Genomic DNA, 25,910 nt, shown 5'->3' with positions numbered 1-25,910 from the left:
GAAGTCCCTTTGCCAGGTGCGTGGGAGTCTTGTGCCTGATCGCGGGCCTTCTTTCTGTCGGGCAGACGGCTGTGGCACGCGTGGTCCCGGAGAACAGTCCGCAGCTTCCGCCTTATCGCATCGATGAGTTTGCAGGTTGGTTCCACGATGCTGGAAACCTGCTCCTGCATGTGTCCAACCGTGGACGCTTCGGTCGTGGCAGCGCAGACCTCACGAACCCTTCGGGGGAGTGGCCCGCAGGATCGAACAACGAGTACCTGTACGCGGCGGGTCTCTGGATCGGCGGGGTGCTCAATCGCGGAGGCCAACCGGACACGATTGTCTCGGCCGGGCTGTACCAGTTCGGTGAATACTGGAACATGGAGAACGATGAGGGGTGCGGCAGTCCTCCCTCGGGGATTTGTGAGACCTTTGAGGGTGCCCCTTCCGGACTGCGAGGGTTTGATGACGACGGAGACGGCACGGCAGACGAGGACGGACTGGACGGGCAGGACAACGACTTCGACGGTCGCATAGACGAGGACTTCGCCGGGATTTCCCAGCAGATGTTCCGAACCGTTTACTACGATACTTCCACCTTCGCGAATCAGTTCTGGTCGGACCCGGCTGACTTCCATGAACCGCTTGGGCTCCGCATTCAGCAGGAGAGCTATGTCTGGACGGACCCTCAGTTTGACGACTTTGTCGGGATTGAGTTCACCGTCACGAACATCTCTCAGGTGATGGACGGAGTGGGCTGGGATGTGGAAAGTGCCTATCTGGGCTTCATGGTGGATGGCGATATCGGGATCGACGATCAGGATCTCAAGTACTGGGAAGACGACCAGTCGGGTTTCGCCACGCTGGACACGCTCATCGCTCCCACCGGAGATGAGGACCCTCTTCGGCTGAAGCTCACCATGGGCTACACCTTCGACGAGGTGGGTGGAGACAATGCAAACGATGATGTCCCGGGGTATGTCGGGGTTCTGTTCCTGGGGCACACCGTAGACGAATCGGGTGGGGCTCCCGAGGATCTCTTCGCGCCGGAGTCTGTGCGGATTCATGCCTACCGCGTCTGGTCGGGCGGAGATCAGGACCCTCGCGATGATGTGGACCGCTATCGATTCCTTCGCGGCAACAGCGACACTCGCCCGACGATTGATGCGAATACGGGCAAGCCGGATGACTACCGATTCCTGGTGTCCGCCGGGCCCTTCGCCAAGATTCCTCCCGGCTCCACGCTGACATTCCAGGTGGCGTTTGTATGCGGTGAGATGCTGGAGAGCTTCGACGCGGGAGGGGAGACGATTCGCAAGCCCGACTTCACGAATCCCATCCAGGCGCAGCGCGTGTACAATGGCTTCATTGACGATCAGGGAGAGGTGATTCACTGGGCCACCAGTTCTCCACCCCCTCCCCCGAATGTCCGCCTTCAGGCCGGCGATCAGTATGTGAGCATGGAGTGGGATGATTTCCCGGAGGGAGTGCCGGACCCGCTGACCCGGGAGATCGACTTTGCAGGCTATCAGGTCTGGAAGGCGGAAGGATGGAGGCGAGAAGCCAACATCCCGTCAGACGCCATGTGGAGATTGATCGCGGACTTCGACAGTACCGAGTTGGCCAAGATTGATACGGGGCTGAGTGGAGTGGGCATGTACCGCTTCGTGGATACCCGCGTTCACAATGGCTTCTGGTACTGGTATGCAGTAACGGCCTATGACCGCGGCGTCTACACCACGGAGATCGACAGCTTGACCACCCCCGGAAGTCCGGAAACCACCAGGGTCCGGACAGTGGAGCCGAAGTTCGGGAAGTACTCACAGAACATGGCCAAGGTCATGGCCGGTTGGTCGGCAACGCAGACCCTCGACGAAGTGGCGGTCGTCCCGAATCCGTATTATCTCGGAGCGGAGTGGGATCTGGAGGAAACGGACTTTGAGCCTACGGGTCGTCGACTTCGGTTCATCAACCTTCCCCCGCGAGCGACCATCCGCATCTTCTCGCTTTCCGGAGATCTTGTACAAACGATCGAACACCATGGCGGGGATGGGCGAACGGGGGAGTATGAGTGGACGCACTCCAACCTGATTTCGATGAACAACCAGGATACCGTCAGCGGCATTTATCTCTATCATGTGATCACGCCCGGCGGGCAGGAGACCATTGGCAAGTTCGCCGTGATCCGTTAGCTTGTTCGCGGATTGTGGACGGTGTTCCCCCGAATGTGGGAACTGTTCCGGGTCGACCGGTAAGGGAGGTTTCATCTTGAAGACGCGCCTGTGTGTGGCGATTGCCGCAGTGGCCATTCTGTCCGCCCCTTCGGCGGATGCGGCCAAGATCTTCAAGAAGGTGGGTACAGCAGGGGCCCAGTTCTTGAAGATAGGTGTCGGCGGCCGGGCTGTTGGGATGGGGGAGACCTTCGTCGCGGTGGCGGACGACGCCAGTTGCATTTTCTGGAACCCTGCCGGCGTGGCTCGAATCACGCGCGACGGGACCAGTCGTGTTTCGCTGAACCATAGTTCCTGGCCCGCGGACATTTCCCACGAGTTTGTCGGCTATGCATTCACTTACCACGGCCTTCCCGGCGCCTTCGCGTTCAGTTCGACGGTTCTGCAGATGGACCCCATGGCCATTCGCACCGCATACAGTCCGGAGGGAACGGGCCGGAACTTCGATGCCGGTGACTTCAACCTGGCGTTGACCTGGGCGCGCAATCTCATCGACCGGTTCTCCTTTGGCCTGACGGCCAAGTACATTCACATGGGGCTCGCCGATGCCAATGCGGACGGCGTGGCCGTGGACCTTGGGACGCTCTATTTCACAGACTACAAGACCATCCGGATCGGAATGGCCATCCAGAACCTGGGGCCGTCTCTCCGGTTCCTCGAACAGGACTTCCCGCTTCCCACGATGTTCCGCGTGGGCACGGCGATGGATGTCTACTCCAGTGCGAATCACAACCTTCTGGCGGCGGCGGAGTTCGATCACCCGTCCGACAACGCGGAAAGGGCGAGCGTCGGAGCAGAATACACGCTGAAAGCCTTCGAACCCAATGTCACGCTGCAGATCCGTGGCGGCTATCGCTACAATCGTGACGAGGAGGGTCTCGCGGGTGGGTTCGGCGTGGAGTTCCCTACCGGTTCGGCGTCATGGATGCGGGTGGACTACGCCTACTCGGACATGAAGTTTCTGGTGGGAACCCACAAGGTCTCGGCAGAACTTCGCTTCTGACCCCAGGTTGGCCCGGTGCGGTCACCCGGGGGATGTGCCAGAGTTCGGAGTCATGTGAACGATGCGCGCGCGCCCCATTTCTCTCCTGAAATGCAGTCCGGTTCTGTTGCTGGCCGTTGGGCATTTCGCCCTCCCGGCCGCGGCGGGAGTGTCGGGGAGTGCCTCCTCCGGTGAGATTGCCTTCTATGCGCGAACGGCCCTGTTTCGCGTCGCCGGCGAACTCGTGGAGGCGGAGTTTCACATATCTGTCAGCAACGATCAGATCACCTTTCGCCAGACAGGCTCCACCCATGAGGCCGACCTCCGACTGACGATCGCGGTTCTTGACCACGACGGCACCACGGTCCTGAGCAGAGAGTCGAAGCTCTGCCCGGTGGCTTCCGAGAGACTGGACACGACCGACCGGGGGATTCTGCAGACGATCATTGACCGCGCTCTTCTGGAGCCCGGAGAGTATTCCCTGCGGATCCGGATGGAGGACTATGCTTCCTCCAAGCCGGGTCTTCTCTACATGATTCGTGGAGGCGGGCACCGAACCGGCCAGTTTGAGAGTCGGTTTTCAGTACCGGATCCAGGAAAGGAGAGCCTGGCTCTCTCCAGCTTGGTTCTGGGAACGGTTCGCCGACTGGATACCGTAGACTCCGGGGCCTGGCGGCACGGGACGAACCTGGAGCCAAGCCCGTCCGGGCGGTTCGGTCTTTTTGCTCCAAGACTCAGCCTCTTTGCGGAGGTCTACTCTCCCGAACCGTCTTCGGAGTCTCCGGGCTTCATTGTGCGCATCCGGATTCTGGATGCGGCGGGGCAGGAATTGCTGGCGAGAACGCGTCGTGTTCGGCCGTCGTCGGGCGCGTGGATTGTCATGGAGGAACTGGACCTGCTTGCGATCACCCCGGCGGGCCTCTATGAGGCGGAACTGACGCTCCGCGACCCCGACTCCGGCAGGATTGCATCCGCCCGGAGTCCGTTCGAGGTGATGTGGAGGGCCGAGTCCTGGACCCGCGAGGAAGAGGAAGTCCTCCGGGAGCTGACGCTGATCCTGTATCCGGGAGAACTGCGGCAGTATGAGGGGTTGTCTCCTGCGGGAAGGGAGTACTTTCTGAACGAGTTCTGGAGAGGGTTGGATCCGTCGCCGGGAACTCCGGAGAACGAAATCCGCATGCAGTTCCGCAGCCGGATCGACTTTGCGGACCGCAACTTCAGTTCGACCCTGGAGCGGGGAATACTCACCGACCGGGGCCGTGTCTTTGTCCGGTATGGGGAGCCGGATGATCGGATCACCGAATACTCGTCATCAGGATTTCGGGAAGACGGCCTTCGCGAGCAGGTGACGAATCCGGGGGAGAGGATCGCACTGCAGTCGCTGCCCTCCGCGGAGTTTCGTGGCCGGGGAGATCCTTCGGATGAGCTTTCCCGATCCCTCAGCTCCCAGAGGGGGGGGACCACGATCAAGAGCAAGGAACTCATCGTCTGGATCTACGATGGTCCCGGGCAGGAACTGCGAGACCGCCGAACCGTGGATCAGCGTGCGCACCGAGGGTTGAAGTTCATATTCGCGGACGAATTCGGGAGCGGTGATTTCCATCTTGTGTCCAGCGAGGGAGGTCCCGGGCACTGACGGGCCTTTGAGGCGCGTTCTCCAAAATCCGGGTTGACACTCTGAGAAATCGGGCAATAAGATGCCTAACCCATTTAGTCTTGGTGGCTTGAAAACACTCAGCGGCTCCGGGAACGGTTTTGGGAAACGGAGCAAATGATGCGGACCCGGGTATTCTCCGAGATCCTCTCGTCAGCCCTGGTTCCATGTCGAAGGAGAACCATCGAAATGCGAAAGGTGCGGAAGCAGATCCTCTCGATCGGTGCGGCCCTCGCGCTTTGCGGGATCACCGGCGTTACGGTCGTCGCCCAGGAGGGTGGCGCCGACGCTCCCGGCGACAGCGCGACTCTCGCAGCCGCGCCTGTGGACTCCGCTGCGGTAGATTCGGCTGCGGTTGATTCTCTGGCGTGGGGCAGCGGCTTTGATGATCTGGATGTGGTCGAAGAAGTCGGCGGCAGCCCGGGGTTCCTGGAGAAGTTCGCGGGAAGCGGGGCGGTAGAGTACTTCCAGAAGGGCGGCAAGTTCATGTGGCCGCTCCTGATCCTGCTGATTGCAGGTGTGGCTTTCATCATTGAGCGGTTCTGGACGCTCAGCCGAGCGCGGACCAACATCCGCACTCTCATGAACGGAGTGATCACCACTTTGCGCACCGAGGGCGTGGAGGCCGCTGCTGCGCTTTGCGAGAAGACGCGTGGGCCGATCCCCGCCATTTTGCACGCGGGTCTTCGGCGAGCCACCGTGAGTGTGGAAGCCACTGAGAAGGCCATCGAGAGCGCCGGTGTGATCGAACTCTCCTTCCTGGAAAGAGGGTTGCTGGCCTTGGGAACCATCGCGAATGTCGCGCCGCTTCTCGGTTTCCTCGGGACGGTCTCGGGGATGGTCTCTGCATTCGACGCGATTGCCGCGGCGGATCAGGTCAACGCGAAGCTTGTGGCCAGCGGGATTTCCGAAGCACTCCTGACGACCATGGCCGGGCTCGTGATCGCGATCCCGATGTCCATCTTCCACAACTACTTCGTCTCGCAGATTGATCGCTTCGTGATCGAGATGCAGGAGACCTCTGCGGATCTGGTGGACACACTGGTGGATCTCGGGCTGGAGCGGTCAGCTGCCGAGTAGTCCGACAGCCTTCGGCGGGGTGCGGGGCGTTGCCTCCCCCCGCCACGAGGAGCACGCGTCATGGCGGTGAAGTTCAAAAGACGGAAGCGAACGGATGACGACATCTCGACCGCGTCGATGTCCGACATCGCGTTCCTTCTGCTGATTTTCTTCCTGGTGAGTACCATCTTCAATGTCGAACAGGGGCTGCCCATGCAGCTTCCCGGTCAGGCTTCGGAGACGGCGACCATCTCCCAGAAGAACATCCTGAAGATCAAAGCTCAGGCCAACAATCTGATCTATCTGGACGGCGCGGGGATTCCGGTTTCGGGCATCGAAGCGGAGGTGCGAAGACGCATCGGGGAGAATGAAAAGCTCGTCATTCAGCTGGAGATTCACCCCGACGCATTCTATGGCACCATGGTGGACATTCTGGATGAACTCCGCCTTGCGGATGCGGCGAAGATCTCCATCAAGGGAATGGAAGTGGTGCAATAATGGCCAAGTTTTCGAGGAAGTCCAATGTCGGCCAGAACATCCCGACCTCCTCGATGGCGGACATTGCCTTTCTCCTGCTGGTGTTCTTCATGGTCACCACCATCTTCAAGCTGGAGGATGGTTTGCCTGTCGAGATGCCCAAGGCGGAAGCCGCGGTGAAGGTGCCGCGCGAGAGGGTTTCTCACATATGGATCGACCGGGCTTCACAGATCAGCATCAATGACAAGATCGTTGCCGTGGATCAGGTGGAAGGGCTCGTCTATATGAAGCTCGTGGCGAATCCCGCGCTCATCGTGGCGTTCAATACCGACAAGCAGACTCCCTTTCGGGTAGTGGACCAGGTGATGGAGCAACTGAAGCTGGCCAACGCCACTCGGGTCTCCTTCACGACCGATTTTGAGAAGGAAGGGGGCTGATTCCGTGTCCGCGACCGCCAATGTCCGGTTCAAGGATCAGTACCGCAAGTACTTTGATGTCGCGCTGGCGATCTCGCTGGGCATGCACCTGCTTGTGTTCGCTGTCTGGGGTGAAATCAACATCACTCCCTACAGGATGGTGACTGAGGAGCTGGAGGTTATCGAGCTCCCTCCGGAGATCGAGATCCCGCCGCCGCCTAAGGAGATCCAGCGCCCGAAGATTCCGGTCGAGGCCATTGACGAGAGCGTGGACGAAGAAGAGACGATTGAGGACACCGCGCTGGACCTTGATGATCTTCCTCCTCCGCCTCCTCCTCCGCCTGCGTCGCAAGAGTTCTATGTTTTTGACAAGATGCCCAAGGTGAAGAAGCGCGTAATCCCGGAGTATCCGGATCTGGCGCGTCGCGCGGGGATTGAGGGTGAGGTTCTGCTGAAGGTCACGATTGATGAGCGAGGCAAGGTCATGCATGTGACGGTCGTCAGGTCCGATGCAGAGATCTTCAACGATGCCGCGATTCGAGCGGTCAAGAAGTGGCGCTTCATTCCTGCGGAGCAGAGTGGCAACCCCGTGAAAGCCACGATCGTGATCCCGCTGAGCTTCACCTTCAACAAGTAGTGTGCACAGCCGACGAGGACGCGGCTGTGCATGGCAAGGTGAATAAGCCAGGGGGTGATCTCATGACATCGGCCGACCTCCAGCCACCGACAGCGGAAGAGACTTCTCCCGGGATTGGGTGGGCAATCCTGCGTGAGCTCGTCCGATCTCCGACCGTCGCGTTTGGCGCGCTGGCCATTCATCCGTTCTGGATTCCGTCGCTTCTCGTCTGTGTGCTTCTCCTGGGAGCCGGGCAGGGAGTGCAGTACCAGGAATCGCTGCGTTTTGGCCGAGAAGTCCAGGAAAGCGCGCTTCAGAGGTTCGACCTGCCTGAAGAGGATGTGGAGGCCGCCATGGCGGCGCTGCCGGATCCGGAGAACCTCACCGCGGCCGACTATGCCAAGGGTGTCGGGCAGGGCGTGCTTTCGACGCTGGTCTTCGGCTTTCTCGGGGCCGTGCTACTCCATCTGGGGGTGAAGGTGGCCGGAGGGGATCCGGCCTTTGGAGGAAGCCTGGCGCTCTTTTTCCTCGCTTGGACGGTCAGCTGCGTCGGGGTTCTGGCGCATGGCTTGCTGGCAAGTCTGAGCGGAACCCTCGAGGTGGCCTTCAGCCCGGCCCTGATTCCGGGCGTGGACTTCCACTCGTGGACGGGGATCTTCCTGGACTTGTTCGATGTATTCTCCCTTCTGAATCTCTGGTTCCTCCTGCTTGGAGTGATGGCGGTGCACGGACTCTCTCGCGGGACAGCAAGGTGGGTCTGCGGGTCGTACTGGGTTTTCAAGGCGCTTCTCGTGTTCTCGTCTCGCGCCGCGACCGCCTGGATGCAGGGAACCCTCTAGGCGATGGCATTCACGGAACCTCCGTGCTCTCATGTCCGTAGTCATCCAATGCGTGCGAACGAAAGTCTGCAGCGATCGGGAGGTCACCCTTGAAGCGCACTCTTCAGCTCATTCTGTTTGGCACCCTCTTCTCCGCGGTTCTTCAGTGCGTGGTGACGGACTCCGCCGCGATCACGCTGACCGAATGCAGGGGCCTGGCGCTCAAGCGGAATCTCAGTGTTCGGTCGGCGCGGGCGGATGTTCAGTCGGCGAAGGCCAGTGTGTTGGGGGCGCGGTCCGCATACCTGCCGCGGCTTTCCATGAGCGGCGGGTGGACCCGCTATGAGGAGAAGTCGTTCTTCATGCAGGGTGGGGATTTCGAGATAGACGATCAATCTTACCGCCTCAGCGGAAACGCCTCCCTGACGCTCTTCGACGGAATGGGCAGACTGTCCGGATACCGAGCTTCCCTCGCCCGAAGAACAGGGGCGACCGAGGCGCTGCGCTCCGCGGCTCAGGAAGTGGCGTACGAGACCGAGCGTCTCTTTGTGGAGGCGCTGCGGAGCGATGCACTTCGCGAAGTGAATGAAGAAGCCGTGAGGCTTTCCGCGGAGCAACTGAAGAAGACCCGCGCCATGCTGGACCTGGGAGCCGCGACCCGGGCGGATGTCTTCAAGGCCGAAGTGGACCACTCGAACAATCAACTCGCGCTCCTTCGCGCCAAGCGGGACCGTCGCCTTGCGACCGCGGGCCTGGCGTCGTTCGTCGGGCTGGATCCTCTGGAGGATCTGGAACTTCTGGACGATGCTCCCCCCGCGGAGGACTTGCCAGTGCTCGGCGATGCTGTGAAGGCAGCCCGGGCCTCGCACCCGCGTCTCGGAACCGCTCGGGCGGGGGTGGGCGCGGAGAGGTGGGGCGTGCGCTCCGCTCAGTCGGGGTTTTTCCCGTCGCTCAATCTCTGGAGCGGGATCAGCTATCAGGATACAGAGTGGAGCGCCCTCAACGATGAGCGTACCGAATGGAGCTATGGCGTCAGTCTGGACTTCACGGTCTTCGACGGGTTTCTGACCACAGCCGGCGTCCGGCAGGCCCGCTCGTCGTTGCTTTCCTCGGAAGCTGCGGTGGAGAGCGCGGAGAGAGAGGTCGTTCTGGGGGTTCACTCCGCGCATCTGGATGTGGAGATTGCGCGGGAGTCCATTGGCGTGGCCGGGAGCGGAGTACGCTCAGCGGAAGAAGATCTCCGACTGGCGCAGGAGCGCTTCAAACTCGGGGAGGGGACCATACTGGAAGTGATCGACGCGCAGGTGAACCACACGCGGGCTCGCACCAGCCTGGTTTCCGCCACCTATGATCTCCGCCTTGCTCAAGCCGGATTGCGCCGGGCCATGGGAAGTGCGGTGCGTTCCGAGCCGTCCCCATGAGTCTGATCGAGATTCGCGACGTCACGAAGCGGTACGACATGGCGGCCGAGACCATCTTCGCGCTGGACGCCGTTTGCCTTGCGATCACTTCCAACGAGTATGTGGCAATCATGGGACCGTCGGGTTCCGGGAAGTCCACACTGATGAATATCGTAGGATGCCTGGATCGTCCGAGTTCCGGCCAGTACACACTGGCCGGGAAGCTCGTCTCGGATCTGGAGGATGACGAGTTGGCCCGAATCCGGAATCAGGAGATCGGGTTCGTGTTCCAGACATTCAATCTGCTCCCGCGTTCGGATGCGTTCCACAATGTCGAACTTCCGCTCATCTACGCGGGCGTTTCGCCCCGGGAGCGTCGGGAGCGAGTCATGCAGGCGCTGGAGGAAGTGGCCCTTGCGGATCGCGCGGATCATCGCCCCAGCGAGTTGTCCGGCGGGCAGCGGCAGCGCGTCGCAGTGGCCCGGGCACTGGTGAACTCTCCGTCCATCCTTCTGGCGGATGAACCCACCGGCAACCTGGACTCGCGTACGGGTCAGGAGATCATGCAGTTGTTCGCCGAGTTGCATTCCGCGGGTCGAACACTGGTGGTCGTGACTCACGAGGAGTCGATCGCAAGGAGAGCCGGGCGGGTTGTGCGCCTGCGCGACGGGAAGATTGAATCAGACGCGCCCCCGCCTTCCCGGAGCGTATCTGAACCCCCCTCTGTGGAGAGCGAATGATTGTGAAGTGCTGGAGGCGCGCCTGCCGAGGTGTCCTCATTGCGCTCCTTGTTCTCTTTCCCTGTCGGGGGATTCCTCAAACCAGCACTTCACTCTTCGTTGAGGACGATCCCGCATTCGCTCTGGAAGTGAGTACCCGCCCGGGCATTCATGCCGACGGTACGGTGGAGGTCCGCTGGGCCATCCCGTACCTGGGCCTGCTCTTCGCTCCAGTGGATGGGGGAGGGCAGCTTGCACGGTACGATGTCGTGGTGGTGGTCGAGAGAAAGGGCCGCCAGCTTGCGGGCACCGTGCTGGAGTCGGAGGCGCGGGCCGCGAATCGGCAGGACACCTTCAGCCGTGCTTTGGAAGCCCGGGGAGACTACTCGTTCGAGGTGTCCCCGGGAAAGTGCCGTGTTCGGGTGACGGTGACGGATCGGGGCAGCGGATCCTCGTGCCGCATCGAAGAGGAGGTTCGTGTTCGCAAGAGGACGGGCCCTCTGCGAGTGAGCGCCCCGGGATTCGTGCGCACACCGGATGGTGTGCGTGCGTCGGACATCCGGCGCGAAGTGCGGATGGGGGAAGAGGCGTATCTCTGGAGCATCGACATCGCGGGAGATCCCGGCCAAAGTCCTGTATGGCGAGTCCGGTGGGGCTTCTCGGCAGTCGGGCGAGGGAATCTCGCGGAGGGAGACACCACGGTCATCCCCGCCGTGGGCGCCACGCAAGCGTCGCTGGATGTTCGGGTTCCTACGGCGCGACTGGTGCCGGGAACGAACCGTCTGATCGTGGAAGTGACGGAGCAGACGAGTCGCGTCACCGAGCGCACCGAAGCACTGCTGATGGTGGTTCCGGGACCGGGTTGGCCGGGGGGGTATCCCGAGGATGCTGTCCGGCTTCTCATGATTCTCGGCGACATGGACACGGCCCACGCGATTCGAACCGGAGAGAGGGCGGAATGCTCGGAACTTCTCGAAGCGTACTGGATGGCGAAGGATCCGCTGCCGTCCACACCGGAGAACGAGTTTCGCGACGAGGTGTTCCGGCGTATCGCCATTGCGAACGACCTTTTTGTGGAGTGGGGGGAGCGTACGGGATGGAATACGGATCGCGGGAGCATTCTTGTGAAGTACGGAGAACCGGACGAACGCATCACCCGGGAAGGGCAGACGATGGGCGGGCACCCGGTGGAAATCTGGGAGTATCGTTCTCCGCGGAGGAGGTTCCTCTTCGTCGATTCCTCAGGAACGGGCGATTTCATTCTGGCGGGGGATGGTTACTAGCCCTTCTGATTTCGGCGGTCGGGTGCGCGCCGGATTCGGGTTCCCTTCCCGCGGATGAACTTCGTCTCGCGTGGAGTTCCGGCCCCGCGACGCTGGATCCTGCGCGCGCGGTCGATGTTGTGGGAGGTCAGGCGCTCGCCATGCTCCACGAAGGCCTCGTCGCGTTTGATGGCGGGGGGGAGATCGTCCCGTCGCTCGCGCGGGCATGGGAACTCTCCGATGACGGACGACTCTATCGCTTTCATCTGGATCCGGAGGCCCGCGCATCGGATGGTTCGTCGATCACCTCCGCGGATGTGATCCGCACTTTCGTGCGCCTTCTCGACCCGCAGACGGCCTCGCCGCGCGCGTGGGTTCTGGATCGCGTGAAAGGCGCAGCCCGCTTCCACGCCAACGGAGGCGATCCCCCCGAAGGTCTGCGCGCGCCGGCCCCGGATATCGTGGAAGTAGAGCTTGCCGAAGCATCCGCGGCGTTCCTGGGGCTGCTGGCCATGCCGAACGCGGTGGTTCTTCCGGTAGACGGTGGGGAGTCAGGGGCGGTATCCACCGGTCCGTGGGTTCTGAAGGAGCGAGTGGGCGACTCGCATCTATCGTTCGTGCCAAACCCGTACTGGCACGGGCGCGCACCCGCATTCCGCGCTGTCACCGTCCGGATTCTGCCAGAGGACTTCACGCGCGCCGCTGAGTTTGAGGTGGGGCGCCTGGACATTCTGGAGATTCCCCCGTCGGTCTCGGACAGGTGGTCCTCTTCTCCGCCGGGCGGGGCCACCATCGCGCGGCGTGTGGCACTGGTTGTGGAGTATGTCGGGTTGAACAACGACGACCCCGTTCTTGCGGATGTCCGGGTGCGTCGCGCGCTCAATCATGCCGTGAACGGGGACCTGATCCTGTCGACCCTCCTTGGCGGCCGGGGGGTCCGGGCGACGGGAGCGGTTCCGCCGGGTCTTCCGGGTGGAGGCACCGGCGAAGCGTGGTCCTACGACCCTGCCCGGGCGCGGGAACTTCTGGCCGAGGCGGGCGTTTCCAGCGACTGGGTTCTGGAGATGTGGCAGCGTCCGTCTCCGAGAGTATCGGCGATTCTGGAAGCGGTGCAGGCGGATCTGGCAGCGGTCGGGGTCCGTTCGGTGATCCGAAGGCGGGACTGGAATGCGCTGAAGGCCTCCATCGACCGGGGGTTGGCCCCGGCCTTCTTCATCAACTGGTATGCGGATTATCCGGACGCGGAGAACTTCCTCCAGCCGCTCTTCCATTCGGACAATGTCGGCGGCGGGGGCAATCGGGCTCGCTTCCGGGATGACGGGGTGGATCGTCTCCTGGCGGAGATGGATCTCGAGCGGGATCCCGCCCGAAGAGCTCAGCGGATCGCCCGGGCAGATCGCACTGTTCACGCGCTGGCGCCGTGGATCTACCTGTGGCATCCGGTGCTGGAAGTGGCGGTCTCGGATCGCGTCCGTGGGTTCTCCCCGCGGCCCGTTCCATCTTCCGAGCGCTGGCTGGATGTGCGCCCGGTGAACTCTGCTGCAGGAGGAGGGGGGTGAGCTTCCTACCGCGACGCCTTCTTGCGCTTCTGCCTGTTCTGCTTGGTGTCACGCTGGTGACTTTCGTGCTGTCCGATCTCCTTCCCGGAGACGCGGCGCGCTCTCTGGCCGGGGACCGCTACCGTGAGGAGGATCTGGTCTCCATCCGCCGGGAGCTGGGGCTCGACCGCCCGGTCGCGGTGCGGTATGCGGCTTACCTGAAGGGTCTCGTTCGTGGGGACCTGGGAGATTCCTTTGCGACGGGCCGACCGGTCGCGGAGGAACTGGCGGAGCGCTTCCCGCGAACGGTGCTGCTGGCAGCCGCCGCGATGGCCTTCGCGGTGATCATGGGTCTGACTCTGGGGATTGTGGCGGCCGCGTGGCCCGGTGGGTGGCGGGATCGGCTGGCCATGGTTTTCGCGCTGGGGGGGATTTCCACGCCGGTGTTCTGGTCCGGCATTCTCCTCCTGTGGGTGTTCGCGCTGGTGCTGCGGTGGGTGCCGCCGTCCGGCTATGTGACCGCCGATCCGCGAGCGATTGTGCTCCCCGCGCTAGCGCTCGGTCTTCGCTCTGCAGCGGTTCTCGCGCGGATGACGCGGGCGAGTCTCCTGGAAGTACTGGGGAGCGACTTCATACGGACCGCCCGGGCGAAGGGTGCCACGGAGACCGTGGTGATGCTGCGGCACGCACTCCGAAATGCCCTGGTTCCAGTGACCACGCTGATCGGTCTGGACTTTGGAAGCTACCTGTCGGGGTCGGTTCTCACGGAGTCGATCTTCGCGTGGCCCGGCGTGGGGCAGTATGCCTTGCAGGCGATTCTGAGGAGGGATCTCCCGGCCATTCAGGGAACCGTGCTCTTCCTGGCGGTGATCTTCGTCGGGGTGAACCTCCTCGTGGACCTGGGGTATGGAGTGCTGGATCCGCGCATACGACGATCGTTCCACTCCGGGAGAGATTCCTGATGCGTGTCATGAGGAAGCTCGCTCGGGATTCCGGGGTCTGTGTCGGCGGAATGCTCGTGCTCGTGGTTCTCTGCGGCGCGGTCTTCGCAGGGGTGATCGCTCCGTCGGGGCCGCTGGAGTCCGATCTTCATGCACGCCTGTTGCCGCCGTCTGCGGAGCACCCGTTCGGCACGGATGGACAGGGCCGGGATGTCCTGGCGCGTACGCTCCATGGGGCGCGCCTGTCGCTGGCGGTGGGCGTGGGTGCGCGAACGCTGGCGGTGCTTGCGGGAGCGGTGCTGGGGCTCATGGCGGGTGCTCTGGGCGGGAAGGTGGACGGGCTGATTATGCGGACAGCGGATGTCTTTCTGGCGTTCCCGTCGCTTCTTCTGCTCATCGGGATCACGGCGGCGTTTGAACCGGGGCCGGGCGTGGCATTCTTCGCGCTGGCCGTGGTGGGATGGGCCGAAGTGGCACGCCTCGTGCGGGGAGAGGCCCTGTCTGTTCGCGGGAGGGAGTTCGTCGTCGCTGCGAGAGCACTGGGGATGACACCTCTCCGCGTGATGTGGCGCCATGTCTTTCCGAACTGCGCGAGCCCGCTCATCATCTCTTTCAGCATGGGGGTGGCGACCACAATCCTCGCGGAGGCGAGCCTCTCGTTTCTGGGGCTTGGCGCGCAGCCCCCGATGGCCAGCTGGGGCGCGATGGTGGCGGCAGGGAAGGAGCACATGACCGCAGCCCCGTGGATTGCGCTCTTCCCGGGTGTGTTTCTGGCGGCGACTGTGCTGGGACTCAACCTCGTGGGCGACGGGGTTCGGGATGCGCTGGATCCCAGGACTGAATCAGGACCGGGAACTTCAGGAGGGAGGCCCGCGTAGTTGGATGCGAGACTTGCCAGCGTGCGGCGAGTGGTACAGTCTGGTCAGTGGGAAGAGGAAGGTGATCGAATGCGTAAGTTTGAAAAGAGTTCGTCGGACAGGGTGATCGTGGGTGTTTGTGGTGGACTGGCCCGGTCGATGGGATGGAATGCGGATCTTCTCCGAGTGGCGTGGATTGTGCTGGCCACGGTGGGGGGAATGGGGATTGCCCTCTATCTGGCCGGGTTCCTGCTGGCCCCCCGGGAAGAGGAAGTGGAGGTGGAGCCGCCGCCCGAACTGGATCGAGCCCGGACCGGAGGGTTTGCACTGGTCGCGCTTGCGGCGCTGTTTCTTGCATGGCTGCTGGGTCTGGTCTCGCCGTGGTCGGTGTTGTTCGGCGGGGTCTTTCTGCCGCTGATCGGGGGGGTTCTCCTGGTGGGTGTGGGGCTGGCCCTGATCTTCCCGGGCGTTCGGAATCGTACGGGGCTTGCAGGCCGCAGCCCGCTCCTGCGTTCCCGGTCGGACCGGATGCTGGGCGGAATCGCCGGAGGCCTGGCCGCCCACATGGGCGCGGACTCCAATGTCCTCCGACTGGCAATGGTGTTGGCGGGGCTCCTGAGCGCCGGGTTTGTCGCCGTGGTCTATGTCGCACTCCTGCTGGTGCTCCCGGAGGAGTCCGAAGATCTGCACACGGTTGAGTCCTTTGCCTCGCCACCGGACATTCCCCGGGAACCGCCCCCGGCTCCGCCCACGCACCCGTGGAGCGGAGACATTCAAGATCCCCCGGCGGATGACCGATGATTCCTCCGAACGCGAGCGGACCATGTCCCTGATCCGGACGGTCCTGTTCGGCCTCTTCGCGTGGATGGTAGCGCGTTTCGTGCGCGGGATATTCCGTGTGGGAGCGCCCCCCCGCGAGGGAAGTGCGGAGACCGGTGGAAAGCGACTCGATCCCCGGAACGCAGTGGATGCGTCCTGGGAGGAAGTCGAGGAAGAGGAGGACTAGCCCCCCTGTCTCACCGCGGTCCGGAGCGACCTTGCGCGTGAGGAAGTGAGCGGGGTCTCCTGTTGCCGCCTCCGTTGGGGTCGAGCCTCCGTTCGGGGGGGGTAGGAGTGTATTTCTTCTTTTTCTTTCCGGTCGGCACCGAAGCCGACGGACGAGACGGGCACCCGCCGGTTGGAACCGCGTGCCTTGTATCGGTCTGCCTCCTGATCTTTGCGGCCGGTCGTGTCCTTCCCGGGCTGCACGCCTCTCTTGTTCACGCTTCCTTTCGTCCGGACTCCCCCAGCCTGACGGCCGCGGTCCTGTCCCTGTTCGTGCATGGAAACTGGTTCCATGTGCTCGGCAACGCCCTCTACCTCTGGGTGTTTGGACGCCAGATTGAATCCCGGATCGGCGTCTCCGCACTGGCGCTGCTCTTTGTGGCCGGCGGTGTCGCGGGGTGCTGGATTCAGGCAGCGATCACTCCGGTCGGGAGTCCCTCATGGACGGCACCGGTGGTGGGCGCGTCGGGCGGGGTCGCGGCATTCCTGGGTGCCGCGCTCGTCGCATTTCGCCATCGGAGAGTGCGCATTCTGTACTTCCTGTTCGCGTTGCTCCACGGGGTGAACCGTGCGGGCGTGGCGCGAGTCGGTGTGGTCCCGGCGATTCTCGTGTGGGCGGGGCTCCAGCTGGCTCACGGACTTGTGGCTGTCGGCGGGGCGACCGGTGGAGTGGCCTGGGGTTCGCATGGCGGAGGATTCGCCGCAGGGTTGCTGATGGCGACGGTGCTCGGGTTGTCGCGTCTTCCGCGTCGGGAAGTGCATCGGGATCGTGCGCGACGCCACCTCTCGCGAGGGGAGTGGTACCCGGCAATCGGGGAACTGACCGCACACCTCTCGCAGTCTCCGGAAGACGCCACGGCGCGCGGCGAACGCGCGGAAGCGTTTCTTCTTGCGGGGCGGCCGACCGAGGCCGTGCTGGACTACCGGTTGCTGCTCAAGCGTGCCCGGCAGGATCGCGACCCCGACGCGATGGTGCGGATTCTCGATCGCACGCGCAGACACGGACTGGTCGGGGGGCTCGGCGAGGGAGTTCTCCTCCGGCTTCCGTTTGAGTTTGTGCGCATGGACTGTCCGCACGAAGCGGTGAAGGCGTGGGACATCTACCTGGAGGCGTGTCCGGAGGGAGAGGCGGTGCCGCTGGCGTGGCTGAGGCGGGGCGATCTTCTGGCGCGCTTCCCGCGAGGGCAGAAGGCGGCGGAGGAGTCCTGGCGAGTCATTCTGGAGGAACACGCCGACACCGAATGGTCGGAGGCTGCAAGAGACAGGCTGCGAAGAAGTGAGCGGGGAGGGAACGCTACTCCGCAGACATGCATCCCGAACGAGACAGCTCTTTCTGGCGGTCGGCAAGAGACTTCAGCGCGACATCCACGCGCACAGATTCACCGGCCGGGGACACGCGCTGCGTACAGGGCGGGAAGAGTCCGCGCTTTTCTGCCGTCTCCCCCTCGGCGAGGACAACGCTGAAGTCCAGGTACTGTTCCGTGTCCGGCGACTCAAACCAGAGGCTCACGGTACGGGTGGGGCCGAACAGGGGGTTCGCCTCCAGTCGATAGCGGCCGTCCGCGCCGGACAGCGTCGAGTGGATGACACGCCCGTTGCCGAAGAGCTTCACGGGAACGCCTTCCATCGGCGTCCCGAGGATGTCCGTGACCGTGCCCTCAAGCAGGAGTTGGCCGGGAGCGCCCCGCATGGAGAGGGGGCTCTCTTCGGAGAATCGGCGGGAGGCATCGGTCGGAATCGTCTGCTGGTCTCCGGAGGAACCCCGTCCGACCTCAGCGCCTGCCAGGGCGACGGAGGCGCCTGCAAGGAGGCAGGCAAGAAGAAGCACGGAGGTCGGGACCGGGAAGAGTCTGCGCATCGTTCCAGTTTCCTTTCAGGCCGGGGGGTTGCTCACCTGCGATGGGGCACGCTAATCCTGCTCCAAGGTGTTGTCAAGATGGCGGATGGCCCCTCTGGAGTCCCTGTTTGCCCTTGACGCTCCCCCGGGGGGTTCCTAGGATGCCCGAGTTGCGTTCTCAGAAGACCGGAGAGAAGGGGAGGAGTGGGCGCATGACCGAAGAACCTGTACGACCGAAGCGTCGTTTCGTCGCTTACGATGCGCTGGTCGGGGTTCTCGCCCTGATCCTGCTGGGGTTCCTCCTGACTACCATGGGCATTCGGACACGCAAGGCCAACCTGGAGTCGGAGTGTCAGACGCGCCTTCTCGCGCTCTCCCAGGCACAACAGCAGTACCTGATCATCAACGGGGCTTTTGCGACGAAACTGAACGATCTTCGTCCACTGCTTGAGAAGGATTCGGAGGGAATGTCCTTCGTCTGCCCGATCACGGATCTGCCGTTCTTCCTTGCGGTGGATGGGCAGAACTACCTGATCGCGGCACGCGGGACGGGATTCAAAGTCGACACCGGGGATCCAAGCTGGTGAGGGCGTTCCGGAGGAAGCTTCACTCCTTCCAGTGCTTCTTCTCGATTTCCCGAAGGATGATGTCAATTTGCTCACGAGCGCGCACTTCCGTACCCGGCTCAAAGAGGGCTTTCTCGACGCGTCCCAGTGAGTCCTTCTTGACATATCGGAGTGCCTTCAGCACTTCCATGGGAATCAGGATGTCGCGGGATACACGCACTTCCACGGCTTCGCCATCGGAGTGCTGGTTCGGGGAGTTGAAGGGGTTCATCCCCATGGCCCAGCCGTGGGCCAGCATGCCGGCCAGCGCAATCCTCAGTCGATTCCAGTCGGGATCGGACTCAAGATCGAGGCTTCCGCGCAGTCGTTCCATGAGGCCGTCCACCACGGGGACCATCCGGTCTATCGTGTCGGGGTCCAGCCGAATCTTCACGAGATTCAGGAACATCTGGTGCACGACTTCGCGGGTGTCGGGCATGAGCCGTCCGTCCTTTCGTTCGTCAGTCTCTCGGATCCCCCTACCCATCGACTTCCGGCGGTGCGGACTTGATATGCGTGCCGGGGCACTGGGCATGGGCATTCTGGCTTTCGTCCTGCTTCCCGCGTTTGCCGGGGCTGTATCCCCCACGATCGAGGGACTCGGCGTCCGGCCGAACCCTTTCACTCCCGATGGAGATGGCCTGACGGATTCGACGGTCGTGTCTTTTGTCCCCACTGGAAGCTCGGACTCACTCTCCGTAGTGGTCTCCGTCTCTTCGGTGGATCCGGACTCGCTTCTGACGCTCCTTTTCCCGCTGGCCACGGTGGCCTCGGGCGAAACCACTCATGTGGCATGGGCGCCCGGGTTGCTGGCGGACGGAGAATACCGTTTTGACATCGTGGCCTCGGAAGGGATAGACGCAACCATGGCTTCCGCGGTGGTGGTTGCGGATTCGTCCACTCCCTCGCTGGCGTTCGGATCGATTGGGCCGAACCCCTTCAGCCCGATGTCTCCGCCGCCGGATCATGAACTGGTCATCCCGTGTGTGGTGACCTCCACGGACTCGTCGACGGCCAGTATGATCCTGGTGCGACAGGCCGGAACTGTGGTGGACACGGTCGCGGTGCAGGAGGGCACGGGTTTGTTTGAGGTTCGCTGGGACGGTTCCCTTACGCTCGCGGCGACGGCCCCTTCCGGCGTGTACGAGATTTTCGCGTATGTGTCGGATCTCGCGGGGAACGCCGACTCCGTCTCGCAGTTTGTGACGCTGGATGTGACGGATCCCACGCTGTTCGCGGACGCGGACACGCTCCAGACCGATGCATTCCCGGATACGCTCTCGGGATACGCGCTGGACAACGACCGCGTCGCCTTCGTGGAAGTTCAGCGGGATTCCCTGTCATCGTTTGGGGCGCCCGACTGGACGGATGGCACCGCAGACTCGGTAGCTTGGCTTGTCGTCGTGAATGACACAACCGGCATTCCCTTTGCTCGGGATCTGGTGGTGCGCGCAACGGATGCGGTGGGTCTGATCACGGAAAAGACGCTCCGGTTGGCATTCGATCCCATTCTTCCAGTGCTGGACTCGCTGGTGGTGGTGACCGGGGAGGCGGGCGCGGGACCGGGCGAAGACTTGACCATCCGCAGCTGGTGGAACCGGGACGACCTCACGCTGACTGTCGACTTTACCACCGTCGATACAGGGTACTTGTCCGGGACAGAGACCGTGACGAATGAAGGCGGGGGTGCGTACCTCATTCAGTACACCGTGACTGCAGCCAACCTTCAGATGGCGGGCAGCTACCCGGTGGTGGTGACCGGCTCCACGGGGATTGTCCAGGGGACGGGAACCGTGACGCTGACACTTCTGGACGGGCCGTCTGCGGATGCGCCGGCTTCCATCGACTGCAATCGCTTCGATCCGGGTGCCGCCGAGTCCGTAACGATCACGCTTCCCGGAGGTAGTGGAGACCTGGTGGTGGAAGTCTACAATCTGGCGGGTCGCCTCGTGCGCCGTCTGGAGGGGACCGGCTCGGTCTCCTGGGACGGGACGACGAACGGCGGCGGCGTGGCGGCCTCGGGCGTTCACATCTTCCGCATTCTGGGAGAGGAGCGTGAAGAGGTGCGCAAGGTCGCGGTGGTGAGAGGGGCAGCCTTGTGATGATTCTGCGAATCGCAAGCTTCTGCCTGGCCGCGCTACTGCTGTGCGCCCCGGGAGCGGCGGCCGAGCCGAACTCCACGGGCTTCCACTTTCTGGAGCTGGGAGCGGGGGCGCGAACCGAGGCCCTGGGCGGGACAGGCGCGACGCTCGCGACCGGCGCGGACGCCCTCAGCTGGAACCCGGCGCTTCTCGCATCGGAGACCTCCGCGACCGTGTCGGCATCGCTGTTTCGCTGGATGGGAGCGGCCACTTCCGGGTATCTCGCAGCCGCTCGTCCGATGGGCGGAGGCACCGGGGCTCTTGGCGTGAGGTCGCTGTCGGTGGCGGAGTTCGACAACACGGCGGGTGCCGAAGCCGCAGTGGGGCAAACAGATCTTGCGGTCGAGGCGGGCTATGCCCGGACACTTCGGGGGCGTCTGGATGCCGGAGCCTCGCTCGGGCTGGTACGAAGCGCATTGGCGGGAGAGACCGCGAGCGGCTGGGTGGCCGGGGGAGGACTCCTGTATCGGTTCGTGCCGGGGTGGAATCTTTCCGTCGGAGTCCGGGATTTCGGGTCGGCGATCGGTTATGGTGAGGGGGCGGAGGAACCACTTCCCACGCGCTTCACCACAGGCGTGGCGGGCACGGTGGGAGATTTTCGATTTGGTGTGGAGTCGGAGTGGAGAAACGGTTTCGGTTCCTCCACGGGCTTCGGTGTGGAGTATGGTGTCGGGAAGCGGGCCTCGCTGCGAGCGGGAGCTCGCGTCGGAGAGGAACCGGATGGAGGGGTGGACCCGTGGGCCTTGGGTGCCGGGTTCCTGGTTCGTCCGGGGCTGGAAGTGGACTACGCGTTTCGGAATGGTGCGGTGACCCCCAGCCATCGGTTTGGGGTGCGCTGGACCCCTGCTGGAAGTGTCGCCCGGGAGACGGGAGTTCTGAGTCGTGTGGAGTATTTCAGTGAGGTGGCGGCGGTGGCGGTGGGAGATGCGCTGAGTGCATTTCCTGAGGATGTGGGGGCTGTCCTTGTGAGGCCCATGACGAACCATCGGGCGGGGTCTCTTCTGACCGACGCCCTGGCAACGGCCCTCGAAGCTCGCGGGCTGGAAGTGAAGAAAAGTGACGCGCTCCCTGAGATCCTGGATGACGTGGATCTGGAGACCAAGGCACTCTTGCTGGAGTCTCTGAAGACAAGCGGCTCATTGCCGGATTCCGGGTCGGCGCTGATCGAGGTTGAAGTCGTTCAATCGGAATATCTGGAGACCCATGCACGAAGAGCCCGATGGATCGGGCCCCGTTCCTTCGACCGGACTGCGTCGGTAGGGCTTACGCTCCACCTGACTGCCGCGGGAGAGGGAGACTCGTTCTGGACAGCCGGCGGTGCCGGTACCCGGTCGGAGACAGTGGCCGAGGCATCCGTTCCTGAATCGACGGGTTATCCGCCGAGATTGGGGCTGGATGGAAAGAACGGGAAGAGCTGGAAATCCCATCCGCTGGTGGAACCTGCCATCGTCGGTGGAATTGTCACGGGACTCGTGCTGGTCTTCTTCGCGAATCAGGATGTCGGCGAGTAGCCGACTCGGGAATCGATGAAGACAACCTGGTGGACGGCGGCCGCGTTCTCGGTCGCAACGGCAGCATTGCTCGCGGGGTGCGCGGGTTCGGGGCCTTCCATGGGCTCGGATCCGGTCGTGCTGGTCGAGTACGCGGAAGCTCGCATTGAGGCGGGCAAGTATCTGGATGCCGTCGATTATCTGGAGCATTTCGCACGGAGTTATCCGGGATCTGCCCTGATGCCGCGTGTGCGGATGCGCCTCGGAGACGCCCGGTTCGGGCTGGGACAGTACATACTGGCCGAGGGGGAGTACTCCGCAGTGGTGCAGGACTTCCGCGCTTCCCCGTTTGCAGAGGAGGCGGAGTTCGGAATCGCGCGGAGTGCTTTCGCGTCCATTCTTCCCTACGATCTGGATCAGAGCATTACGGAGCGTGCCATTGTGCTCCTCTCTGACTTTCGTGCGAATCATCCAGAGAGCGACTACCGGGCCGAAGTGGAGGAGAGTCTGGCGGAATGCCGGGATCGCCTGGCTCGCCGGGAATACGAGGCAGGCCTTTTCTATGAGAAGCAGCGTCGCCTTCGCTCGGCCAAGATTCAGCACGAGTACATTCTCCAGCATTTCCCCGAGACAGTCTGGGCCGCGCGGGCCTGCTTCCGACTCGGGAGTATCCATGGCTCGCGGGGAGAGTTGGATCTCGCCGCGTCGTGGTATCGCAAGGTCGCCGAAATGGGGCCGGATACAGACGAAGCCGCGGAGGCTTTGAGCATTCTCGCCGGGATGCATTCCGAGGAGGCCGACTGATGGCACGCCTCGGCATCTTCGGCGGCACTTTCGACCCAATCCATACGGGTCACCTGATCATCGCGGCGGCGGCGGCGGATCGTCTTCGTCTGGATCAAGTTCTCTTTGTGCCCGCCCGGGTTCCCCCACATAAGGGACCGGTCGGGACATCCGCTGAACATCGTTATCGCATGGTCGTCCTGGCCATTGATGGCAACCCCGGGTTCTCGGCATCCAATGCTGAACTGGGTCGGGACGGACCTTCCTACACTGTGGAAACGCTTCGTGATTTTCGGAGGGATTCTCCTTCCGGGACGGAGCTTTTCCTGATCATGGGAACTGACAGCATTCTGGAGATCGAGTCCTGGAAGGACTACGACACCCTCCTTGAGGAGTCTGAAGTGGTCGTCCTTGCCCGTCAGGGCAGCGGCACGGAAGGACTCCCCGCAGCGATCCGAGACCGGATCACCCTGCTCCCGACCCCGCTTGTGGAGATCTCCTCTTCGGAGATCCGGGCGGCCGTGAGAGACGGGCGGTCCATTCGGTATCTCGTGGCGGAATCGGTGGAGGAGTACATTCGATCCCAGGGGCTCTACATCTCCTGAAGGGAGAACATCGTTGAAAAAGCTTGAAACCAAGGCCCCGCCCAGGCGGCGAGGCGGCCGATCCGCAGGGTCGGGAAGATCGCGCAGACGCGGGGGAAGGCGCCGCGAGCGCTCCTCCAGAGGCGGGGAGTCCGCCGGACCCGACGGGATCTTTCGCGAGATCATCGTCAATCAGGCACCCGGTCAGACGCGGGTCGCCATCCAGGAGGATGGCGCTCTGGTGGAGTTCATGATCGAACGGCCCGAACAGCGGCGGACCGTGGGCGACATCTACATGGGAAAGGTGACCGCGGTATTGCCCGGGATCCAGGCGGCGTTTCTGGATATTGGGATGGAGCGCGGCGCGTTCCTGCATGTGTCGGATCTTGCGGAACTGGATCCGACAATCGATGAGGCGCTGGGGATCGGGGAAGAGGAAGAGGAGAGGAAGTCCGACCGGAAGCGCCGGGACTCTCGACGCCGCCCCATCGAGGAACAGTTGAAAAAGGGCGATGAGTTCCTCGTGCAGGTGATCAAGGAATCGATCGGTACGAAGGGGCCGCGCGTCACCGCGCAGATCACCATCCCCGGTCGGTTTGTCGTGCTGATGCCCGAGATGGACCATGTGGGCGTGTCGCGGAAGATCGAAAGCCGGGAAGAGCGCGTGCGCCTGCGCGACATTATTCGCAAGCATCGCCCGCGCGGCGTCGGACTCATCGTGCGCACTGTGGGCACCGGAGAGCCGGAGGATGCGTTCGCAAGTGACATTGCGCACCTGCACGGCCAGTGGGAGAAGGTGCTCCGCGACTCGGTCGGGGCGGTGGCGCCCGCGCTGATCCATCAGGAGATGTCGCTGACGACCGGCCTGATTCGCGATGTCTTCAGTGAGCGATTCGATCGGATCATTGTGGACGATCCCGATGAGTACCGTTCTCTCCGGGAGTATGTGGAAGCGATCTCCCCGGATCTTGCGGATCGCGTGGTGCTCTATGAAGACGATGTTCCGCTGTTCGATTCGTTCGACATCGAGCCGGAGATCGAGAAAACGCTGCACCGGAAAGTCTGGCTGAAGAAGGGCGGCTACATCTGCATCGACGAGGCCGAGGCGCTGATTGCCATCGATGTGAATACGGGTCGGTTCAAGGGGAAGAAGGATCAGGAAGACACCATCTTTCGCTGCAATCTGGAAGCGGCCGCAGAGGTGGCGAGGCAGCTTCGCCTTCGCGACATTGGCGGGATCGTGGTGATCGACTTCATCGACATGGAGGTGGAGGAGAACCGCGTGAAGCTCCTGGAGGAACTTCGCAAGCACCTCCGAAAGGACCGCGCGCGAACGAAGGCGTTCCCCGTGAGCGATCTCGGACTGGTGGAGATGACCCGCCAGCGGGTGCGTCCGCCTATGTCCAGCTACTACTCAATCGGGTGCCCGGAGTGCCACGGTTCGGGCCGGGTTCTCTCCGAGGAGTCCATGAGGGCTCGTGTGGAGCGGGTCATCCGGCGGGTTGGCATGAACACGCTGATGCCCCGGGTGGAGATCCTTCTGCATCCGGACCGGGCTTTCGCCCTCCTGGAGGACGGAGTGGATCTGATTGCGGCGTTGGAGCGTCGTTTCGACATGGAAGTGGACATTCGGGAGGACAAGAAGCTCCAGCGGGACGATATCGCCGTACGGGACGAACGGGGGCAGGATGTGACGAGTCGCTTCCTGTAGCGGTTTTGCCGGATTTCCCTCCGGGGCGAGCCACTCCGGAGGGGTTCCTTCCTTGACACGGGAAGGGCCGATCCTGTTCAATGACACGGAATTTTGGCCCTGAAAGCTGATTGCAGAAGAGGAGAACCGTGTACGCCATCGTCGAGACGGGCGGGCGGCAGTTTCGAGTTGCCCCCGAAGAGAAGTTGAGGATTCCCAGGCTGACGGCAGCCGTGGGTGAAGATGTGGAGTTCGATCGGGTTCTTCTCGTGGGTGGAGGCTCCCAGCTGAGCGTCGGGAAGCCTCTTGTGGAAGGCGCGCGTGTCGTGGCGGAAGTGATCGCCCATGACCGGGAAGAGAAGATCATCGTGTTCCACAAGAAGAGGCGGAAGCGCTACCAGAAGAAGCGCGGACACCGCCAGCCTTGCACCGACATTCTTATCAAGGACATAGTCGCCTGACCCGGGCAGTCCCCCGGGAGGAGCATTGAAATGGCCCACAAGAAAGCAGGCGGCAGTTCAAGGAACGGCCGCGACAGCAACCCGAAGATGCTGGGAGTCAAGGTCGGGGATGGCCAGTGGGTGTCGGCCGGTTCCATCTTGATCCGGCAGCGGGGAACCCGGACTCATCCCGGCAGGAATGTCGGCCTGGGACGGGACCACACCCTTTTTGCGCTGGTGGACGGGCGCGTGCGTTTTGAGAGGTTTCAGAAGAGCCGAAGGCGGGTCGCTGTGATGCCGGTTTCGCCGGACGCCTGATGGATCTGAGTATTGTGTGGACCCGTGCG

At 63.0% G+C, this 25,910-nt stretch carries 26 protein-coding genes; 25 read left to right on the top strand and 1 reads right to left on the bottom strand.

Annotated elements, in window-relative coordinates; genetic code table 11:
• The first annotated feature begins 20 nt into the window (after positions 1–20).
• From QF819_03915 to QF819_03830, 18 genes are all read left to right on the top strand, one after another.
• Entirely contained in the window at positions 21–2,171 is a 2,151-nt protein-coding gene (locus QF819_03915; GenBank protein ID MDP6802309.1) for a hypothetical protein, read from the top strand.
• A gap of 76 nt (positions 2,172–2,247) precedes the next feature.
• Positions 2,248–3,213 (top strand): PorV/PorQ family protein, encoded by a 966-nt coding sequence (locus QF819_03910; GenBank protein ID MDP6802308.1) that lies wholly within the window; start codon positions 2,248–2,250, stop codon positions 3,211–3,213.
• A 61-nt stretch (positions 3,214–3,274) separates the two neighbouring features.
• Positions 3,275–4,828: a GWxTD domain-containing protein gene (locus QF819_03905; protein ID MDP6802307.1), complete on the top strand. Its 1,554-nt coding sequence runs from the start codon at positions 3,275–3,277 to the stop codon at positions 4,826–4,828.
• 207 nt (positions 4,829–5,035) lie between these two features.
• A complete protein-coding gene (locus QF819_03900; GenBank protein MDP6802306.1) occupies positions 5,036–5,926 on the top strand; it encodes a MotA/TolQ/ExbB proton channel family protein in 891 nt (296 codons plus the stop codon).
• Positions 5,927–5,986: 60 nt separating this feature from the next.
• Positions 5,987–6,403 (top strand): biopolymer transporter ExbD, encoded by a 417-nt coding sequence (locus tag QF819_03895; GenBank protein MDP6802305.1) that lies wholly within the window; start codon positions 5,987–5,989, stop codon positions 6,401–6,403.
• Entirely contained in the window at positions 6,403–6,819 is a 417-nt protein-coding gene (locus QF819_03890) for a biopolymer transporter ExbD (protein ID MDP6802304.1), read from the top strand. The genes QF819_03895 and QF819_03890 overlap by 1 nt, the downstream gene beginning before the upstream one ends.
• Before the next feature lie 4 nt (positions 6,820–6,823).
• Positions 6,824–7,435, top strand: coding sequence for an energy transducer TonB (locus QF819_03885; GenBank protein MDP6802303.1), 612 nt, complete (start codon positions 6,824–6,826; stop codon positions 7,433–7,435).
• A gap of 62 nt (positions 7,436–7,497) precedes the next feature.
• Positions 7,498–8,253: a YIP1 family protein gene (locus tag QF819_03880; GenBank protein MDP6802302.1), complete on the top strand. Its 756-nt coding sequence runs from the start codon at positions 7,498–7,500 to the stop codon at positions 8,251–8,253.
• Positions 8,254–8,342: 89 nt separating this feature from the next.
• Positions 8,343–9,653, top strand: coding sequence for a TolC family protein (locus QF819_03875; GenBank protein MDP6802301.1), 1,311 nt, complete (start codon positions 8,343–8,345; stop codon positions 9,651–9,653).
• Positions 9,650–10,372: an ABC transporter ATP-binding protein gene (locus tag QF819_03870; GenBank protein MDP6802300.1), complete on the top strand. Its 723-nt coding sequence runs from the start codon at positions 9,650–9,652 to the stop codon at positions 10,370–10,372. The genes QF819_03875 and QF819_03870 overlap by 4 nt, the downstream gene beginning before the upstream one ends.
• A complete protein-coding gene (locus QF819_03865; GenBank protein ID MDP6802299.1) occupies positions 10,369–11,634 on the top strand; it encodes a GWxTD domain-containing protein in 1,266 nt (421 codons plus the stop codon). Before QF819_03870 ends, QF819_03865 begins: the two co-directional genes overlap by 4 nt.
• Before the next feature lie 140 nt (positions 11,635–11,774).
• The gene (locus QF819_03860; GenBank protein MDP6802298.1) at positions 11,775–13,172 is read left to right on the top strand and encodes an ABC transporter substrate-binding protein; all 1,398 of its coding nucleotides are present in this window, start codon (positions 11,775–11,777) and stop codon (positions 13,170–13,172) included.
• On the top strand, positions 13,169–14,113 hold the full coding sequence (locus QF819_03855; protein MDP6802297.1) for an ABC transporter permease: 945 nt from the start codon (positions 13,169–13,171) through the stop codon (positions 14,111–14,113). The genes QF819_03860 and QF819_03855 overlap by 4 nt, the downstream gene beginning before the upstream one ends.
• A gap of 8 nt (positions 14,114–14,121) precedes the next feature.
• Positions 14,122–14,970, top strand: coding sequence for an ABC transporter permease (locus QF819_03850; protein MDP6802296.1), 849 nt, complete (start codon positions 14,122–14,124; stop codon positions 14,968–14,970).
• 69 nt (positions 14,971–15,039) lie between these two features.
• Entirely contained in the window at positions 15,040–15,750 is a 711-nt protein-coding gene (locus tag QF819_03845) for a PspC domain-containing protein (protein ID MDP6802295.1), read from the top strand.
• The gene (locus QF819_03840; GenBank protein ID MDP6802294.1) at positions 15,740–15,955 is read left to right on the top strand and encodes a hypothetical protein; all 216 of its coding nucleotides are present in this window, start codon (positions 15,740–15,742) and stop codon (positions 15,953–15,955) included. The genes QF819_03845 and QF819_03840 overlap by 11 nt, the downstream gene beginning before the upstream one ends.
• A gap of 107 nt (positions 15,956–16,062) precedes the next feature.
• Positions 16,063–17,457, top strand: coding sequence for a rhomboid family intramembrane serine protease (locus tag QF819_03835; protein ID MDP6802293.1), 1,395 nt, complete (start codon positions 16,063–16,065; stop codon positions 17,455–17,457).
• A gap of 585 nt (positions 17,458–18,042) precedes the next feature.
• A complete protein-coding gene (locus QF819_03830) occupies positions 18,043–18,417 on the top strand; it encodes a hypothetical protein (GenBank protein MDP6802292.1) in 375 nt (124 codons plus the stop codon).
• A gap of 19 nt (positions 18,418–18,436) precedes the next feature.
• On the opposite strand, the gene QF819_03825 is transcribed toward QF819_03830, so the two are convergent.
• Entirely contained in the window at positions 18,437–18,874 is a 438-nt protein-coding gene (locus QF819_03825; protein ID MDP6802291.1) for a hypothetical protein, read from the bottom strand.
• A 73-nt stretch (positions 18,875–18,947) separates the two neighbouring features.
• Here QF819_03825 and QF819_03820 point away from each other — a divergent pair, with 73 nt between their 5' ends.
• The 7 genes from QF819_03820 to rpmA all read left to right on the top strand — a co-directional run bounded on the left by QF819_03820 (position 18,948) and on the right by rpmA (position 25,881).
• Positions 18,948–20,537 carry a FlgD immunoglobulin-like domain containing protein gene (locus QF819_03820; protein MDP6802290.1) on the top strand — a complete coding sequence of 530 codons (1,590 nt, stop codon included), beginning with the start codon at positions 18,948–18,950 and terminating at the stop codon, positions 20,535–20,537.
• A complete protein-coding gene (locus tag QF819_03815; GenBank protein ID MDP6802289.1) occupies positions 20,537–22,087 on the top strand; it encodes a PorV/PorQ family protein in 1,551 nt (516 codons plus the stop codon). The genes QF819_03820 and QF819_03815 overlap by 1 nt, the downstream gene beginning before the upstream one ends.
• 15 nt (positions 22,088–22,102) lie before the next feature.
• The gene (bamD, locus tag QF819_03810; protein MDP6802288.1) at positions 22,103–22,870 is read left to right on the top strand and encodes an outer membrane protein assembly factor BamD; all 768 of its coding nucleotides are present in this window, start codon (positions 22,103–22,105) and stop codon (positions 22,868–22,870) included.
• On the top strand, positions 22,870–23,454 hold the full coding sequence (nadD, locus tag QF819_03805; protein ID MDP6802287.1) for a nicotinate-nucleotide adenylyltransferase: 585 nt from the start codon (positions 22,870–22,872) through the stop codon (positions 23,452–23,454). Before bamD ends, nadD begins: the two co-directional genes overlap by 1 nt.
• Before the next feature lie 13 nt (positions 23,455–23,467).
• Positions 23,468–25,144, top strand: a complete 1,677-nt coding sequence (locus QF819_03800) for an Rne/Rng family ribonuclease (protein MDP6802286.1) — start codon at positions 23,468–23,470, stop codon at positions 25,142–25,144.
• Positions 25,145–25,272: 128 nt separating this feature from the next.
• Complete coding sequence (gene rplU, locus QF819_03795) at positions 25,273–25,584, top strand: 50S ribosomal protein L21 (GenBank protein ID MDP6802285.1); 312 nt, start codon at positions 25,273–25,275, stop codon at positions 25,582–25,584.
• A 30-nt stretch (positions 25,585–25,614) separates the two neighbouring features.
• Complete coding sequence (rpmA, locus tag QF819_03790) at positions 25,615–25,881, top strand: 50S ribosomal protein L27 (GenBank protein ID MDP6802284.1); 267 nt, start codon at positions 25,615–25,617, stop codon at positions 25,879–25,881.
• Positions 25,882–25,910 lie beyond the last annotated feature (29 nt).

Source organism: Gemmatimonadota bacterium, from assembly GCA_030747075.1.
Taxonomy (GTDB): Bacteria; ARS69; ARS69; order ARS69; family ARS69; genus ARS69.
This window is presented reverse-complemented; position numbering and strand designations above follow the sequence as displayed.

Bases quoted from the DNA above. Each gene is read 5' to 3' on its own strand.
- QF819_03905 (MDP6802307.1), top strand. From the start codon at position 3,275: ATGCGCGCGCGCCCCATTTCTCTCCTGAAATGCAGTCCGGTTCTGTTG.
- QF819_03900 (MDP6802306.1), top strand. From the start codon at position 5,036: ATGCGAAAGGTGCGGAAGCAGATCCTCTCGATCGGTGCGGCCCTCGCG.
- QF819_03895 (MDP6802305.1), top strand. From the start codon at position 5,987: ATGGCGGTGAAGTTCAAAAGACGGAAGCGAACGGATGACGACATCTCG.
- QF819_03890 (MDP6802304.1), top strand. From the start codon at position 6,403: ATGGCCAAGTTTTCGAGGAAGTCCAATGTCGGCCAGAACATCCCGACC.
- QF819_03880 (MDP6802302.1), top strand. From the start codon at position 7,498: ATGACATCGGCCGACCTCCAGCCACCGACAGCGGAAGAGACTTCTCCC.
- QF819_03870 (MDP6802300.1), top strand. From the start codon at position 9,650: ATGAGTCTGATCGAGATTCGCGACGTCACGAAGCGGTACGACATGGCG.
- QF819_03865 (MDP6802299.1), top strand. From the start codon at position 10,369: ATGATTGTGAAGTGCTGGAGGCGCGCCTGCCGAGGTGTCCTCATTGCG.
- QF819_03860 (MDP6802298.1), top strand. From the start codon at position 11,775: ATGCTCCACGAAGGCCTCGTCGCGTTTGATGGCGGGGGGGAGATCGTC.
- QF819_03850 (MDP6802296.1), top strand. From the start codon at position 14,122: ATGAGGAAGCTCGCTCGGGATTCCGGGGTCTGTGTCGGCGGAATGCTC.
- QF819_03845 (MDP6802295.1), top strand. From the start codon at position 15,040: ATGCGTAAGTTTGAAAAGAGTTCGTCGGACAGGGTGATCGTGGGTGTT.
- QF819_03840 (MDP6802294.1), top strand. From the start codon at position 15,740: ATGACCGATGATTCCTCCGAACGCGAGCGGACCATGTCCCTGATCCGG.
- QF819_03830 (MDP6802292.1), top strand. From the start codon at position 18,043: ATGACCGAAGAACCTGTACGACCGAAGCGTCGTTTCGTCGCTTACGAT.
- QF819_03825 (MDP6802291.1), bottom strand. From the start codon at position 18,874: ATGCCCGACACCCGCGAAGTCGTGCACCAGATGTTCCTGAATCTCGTG.
- QF819_03820 (MDP6802290.1), top strand. From the start codon at position 18,948: ATGCGTGCCGGGGCACTGGGCATGGGCATTCTGGCTTTCGTCCTGCTT.
- QF819_03815 (MDP6802289.1), top strand. From the start codon at position 20,537: ATGATTCTGCGAATCGCAAGCTTCTGCCTGGCCGCGCTACTGCTGTGC.
- bamD (MDP6802288.1), top strand. From the start codon at position 22,103: ATGAAGACAACCTGGTGGACGGCGGCCGCGTTCTCGGTCGCAACGGCA.
- nadD (MDP6802287.1), top strand. From the start codon at position 22,870: ATGGCACGCCTCGGCATCTTCGGCGGCACTTTCGACCCAATCCATACG.
- rpmA (MDP6802284.1), top strand. From the start codon at position 25,615: ATGGCCCACAAGAAAGCAGGCGGCAGTTCAAGGAACGGCCGCGACAGC.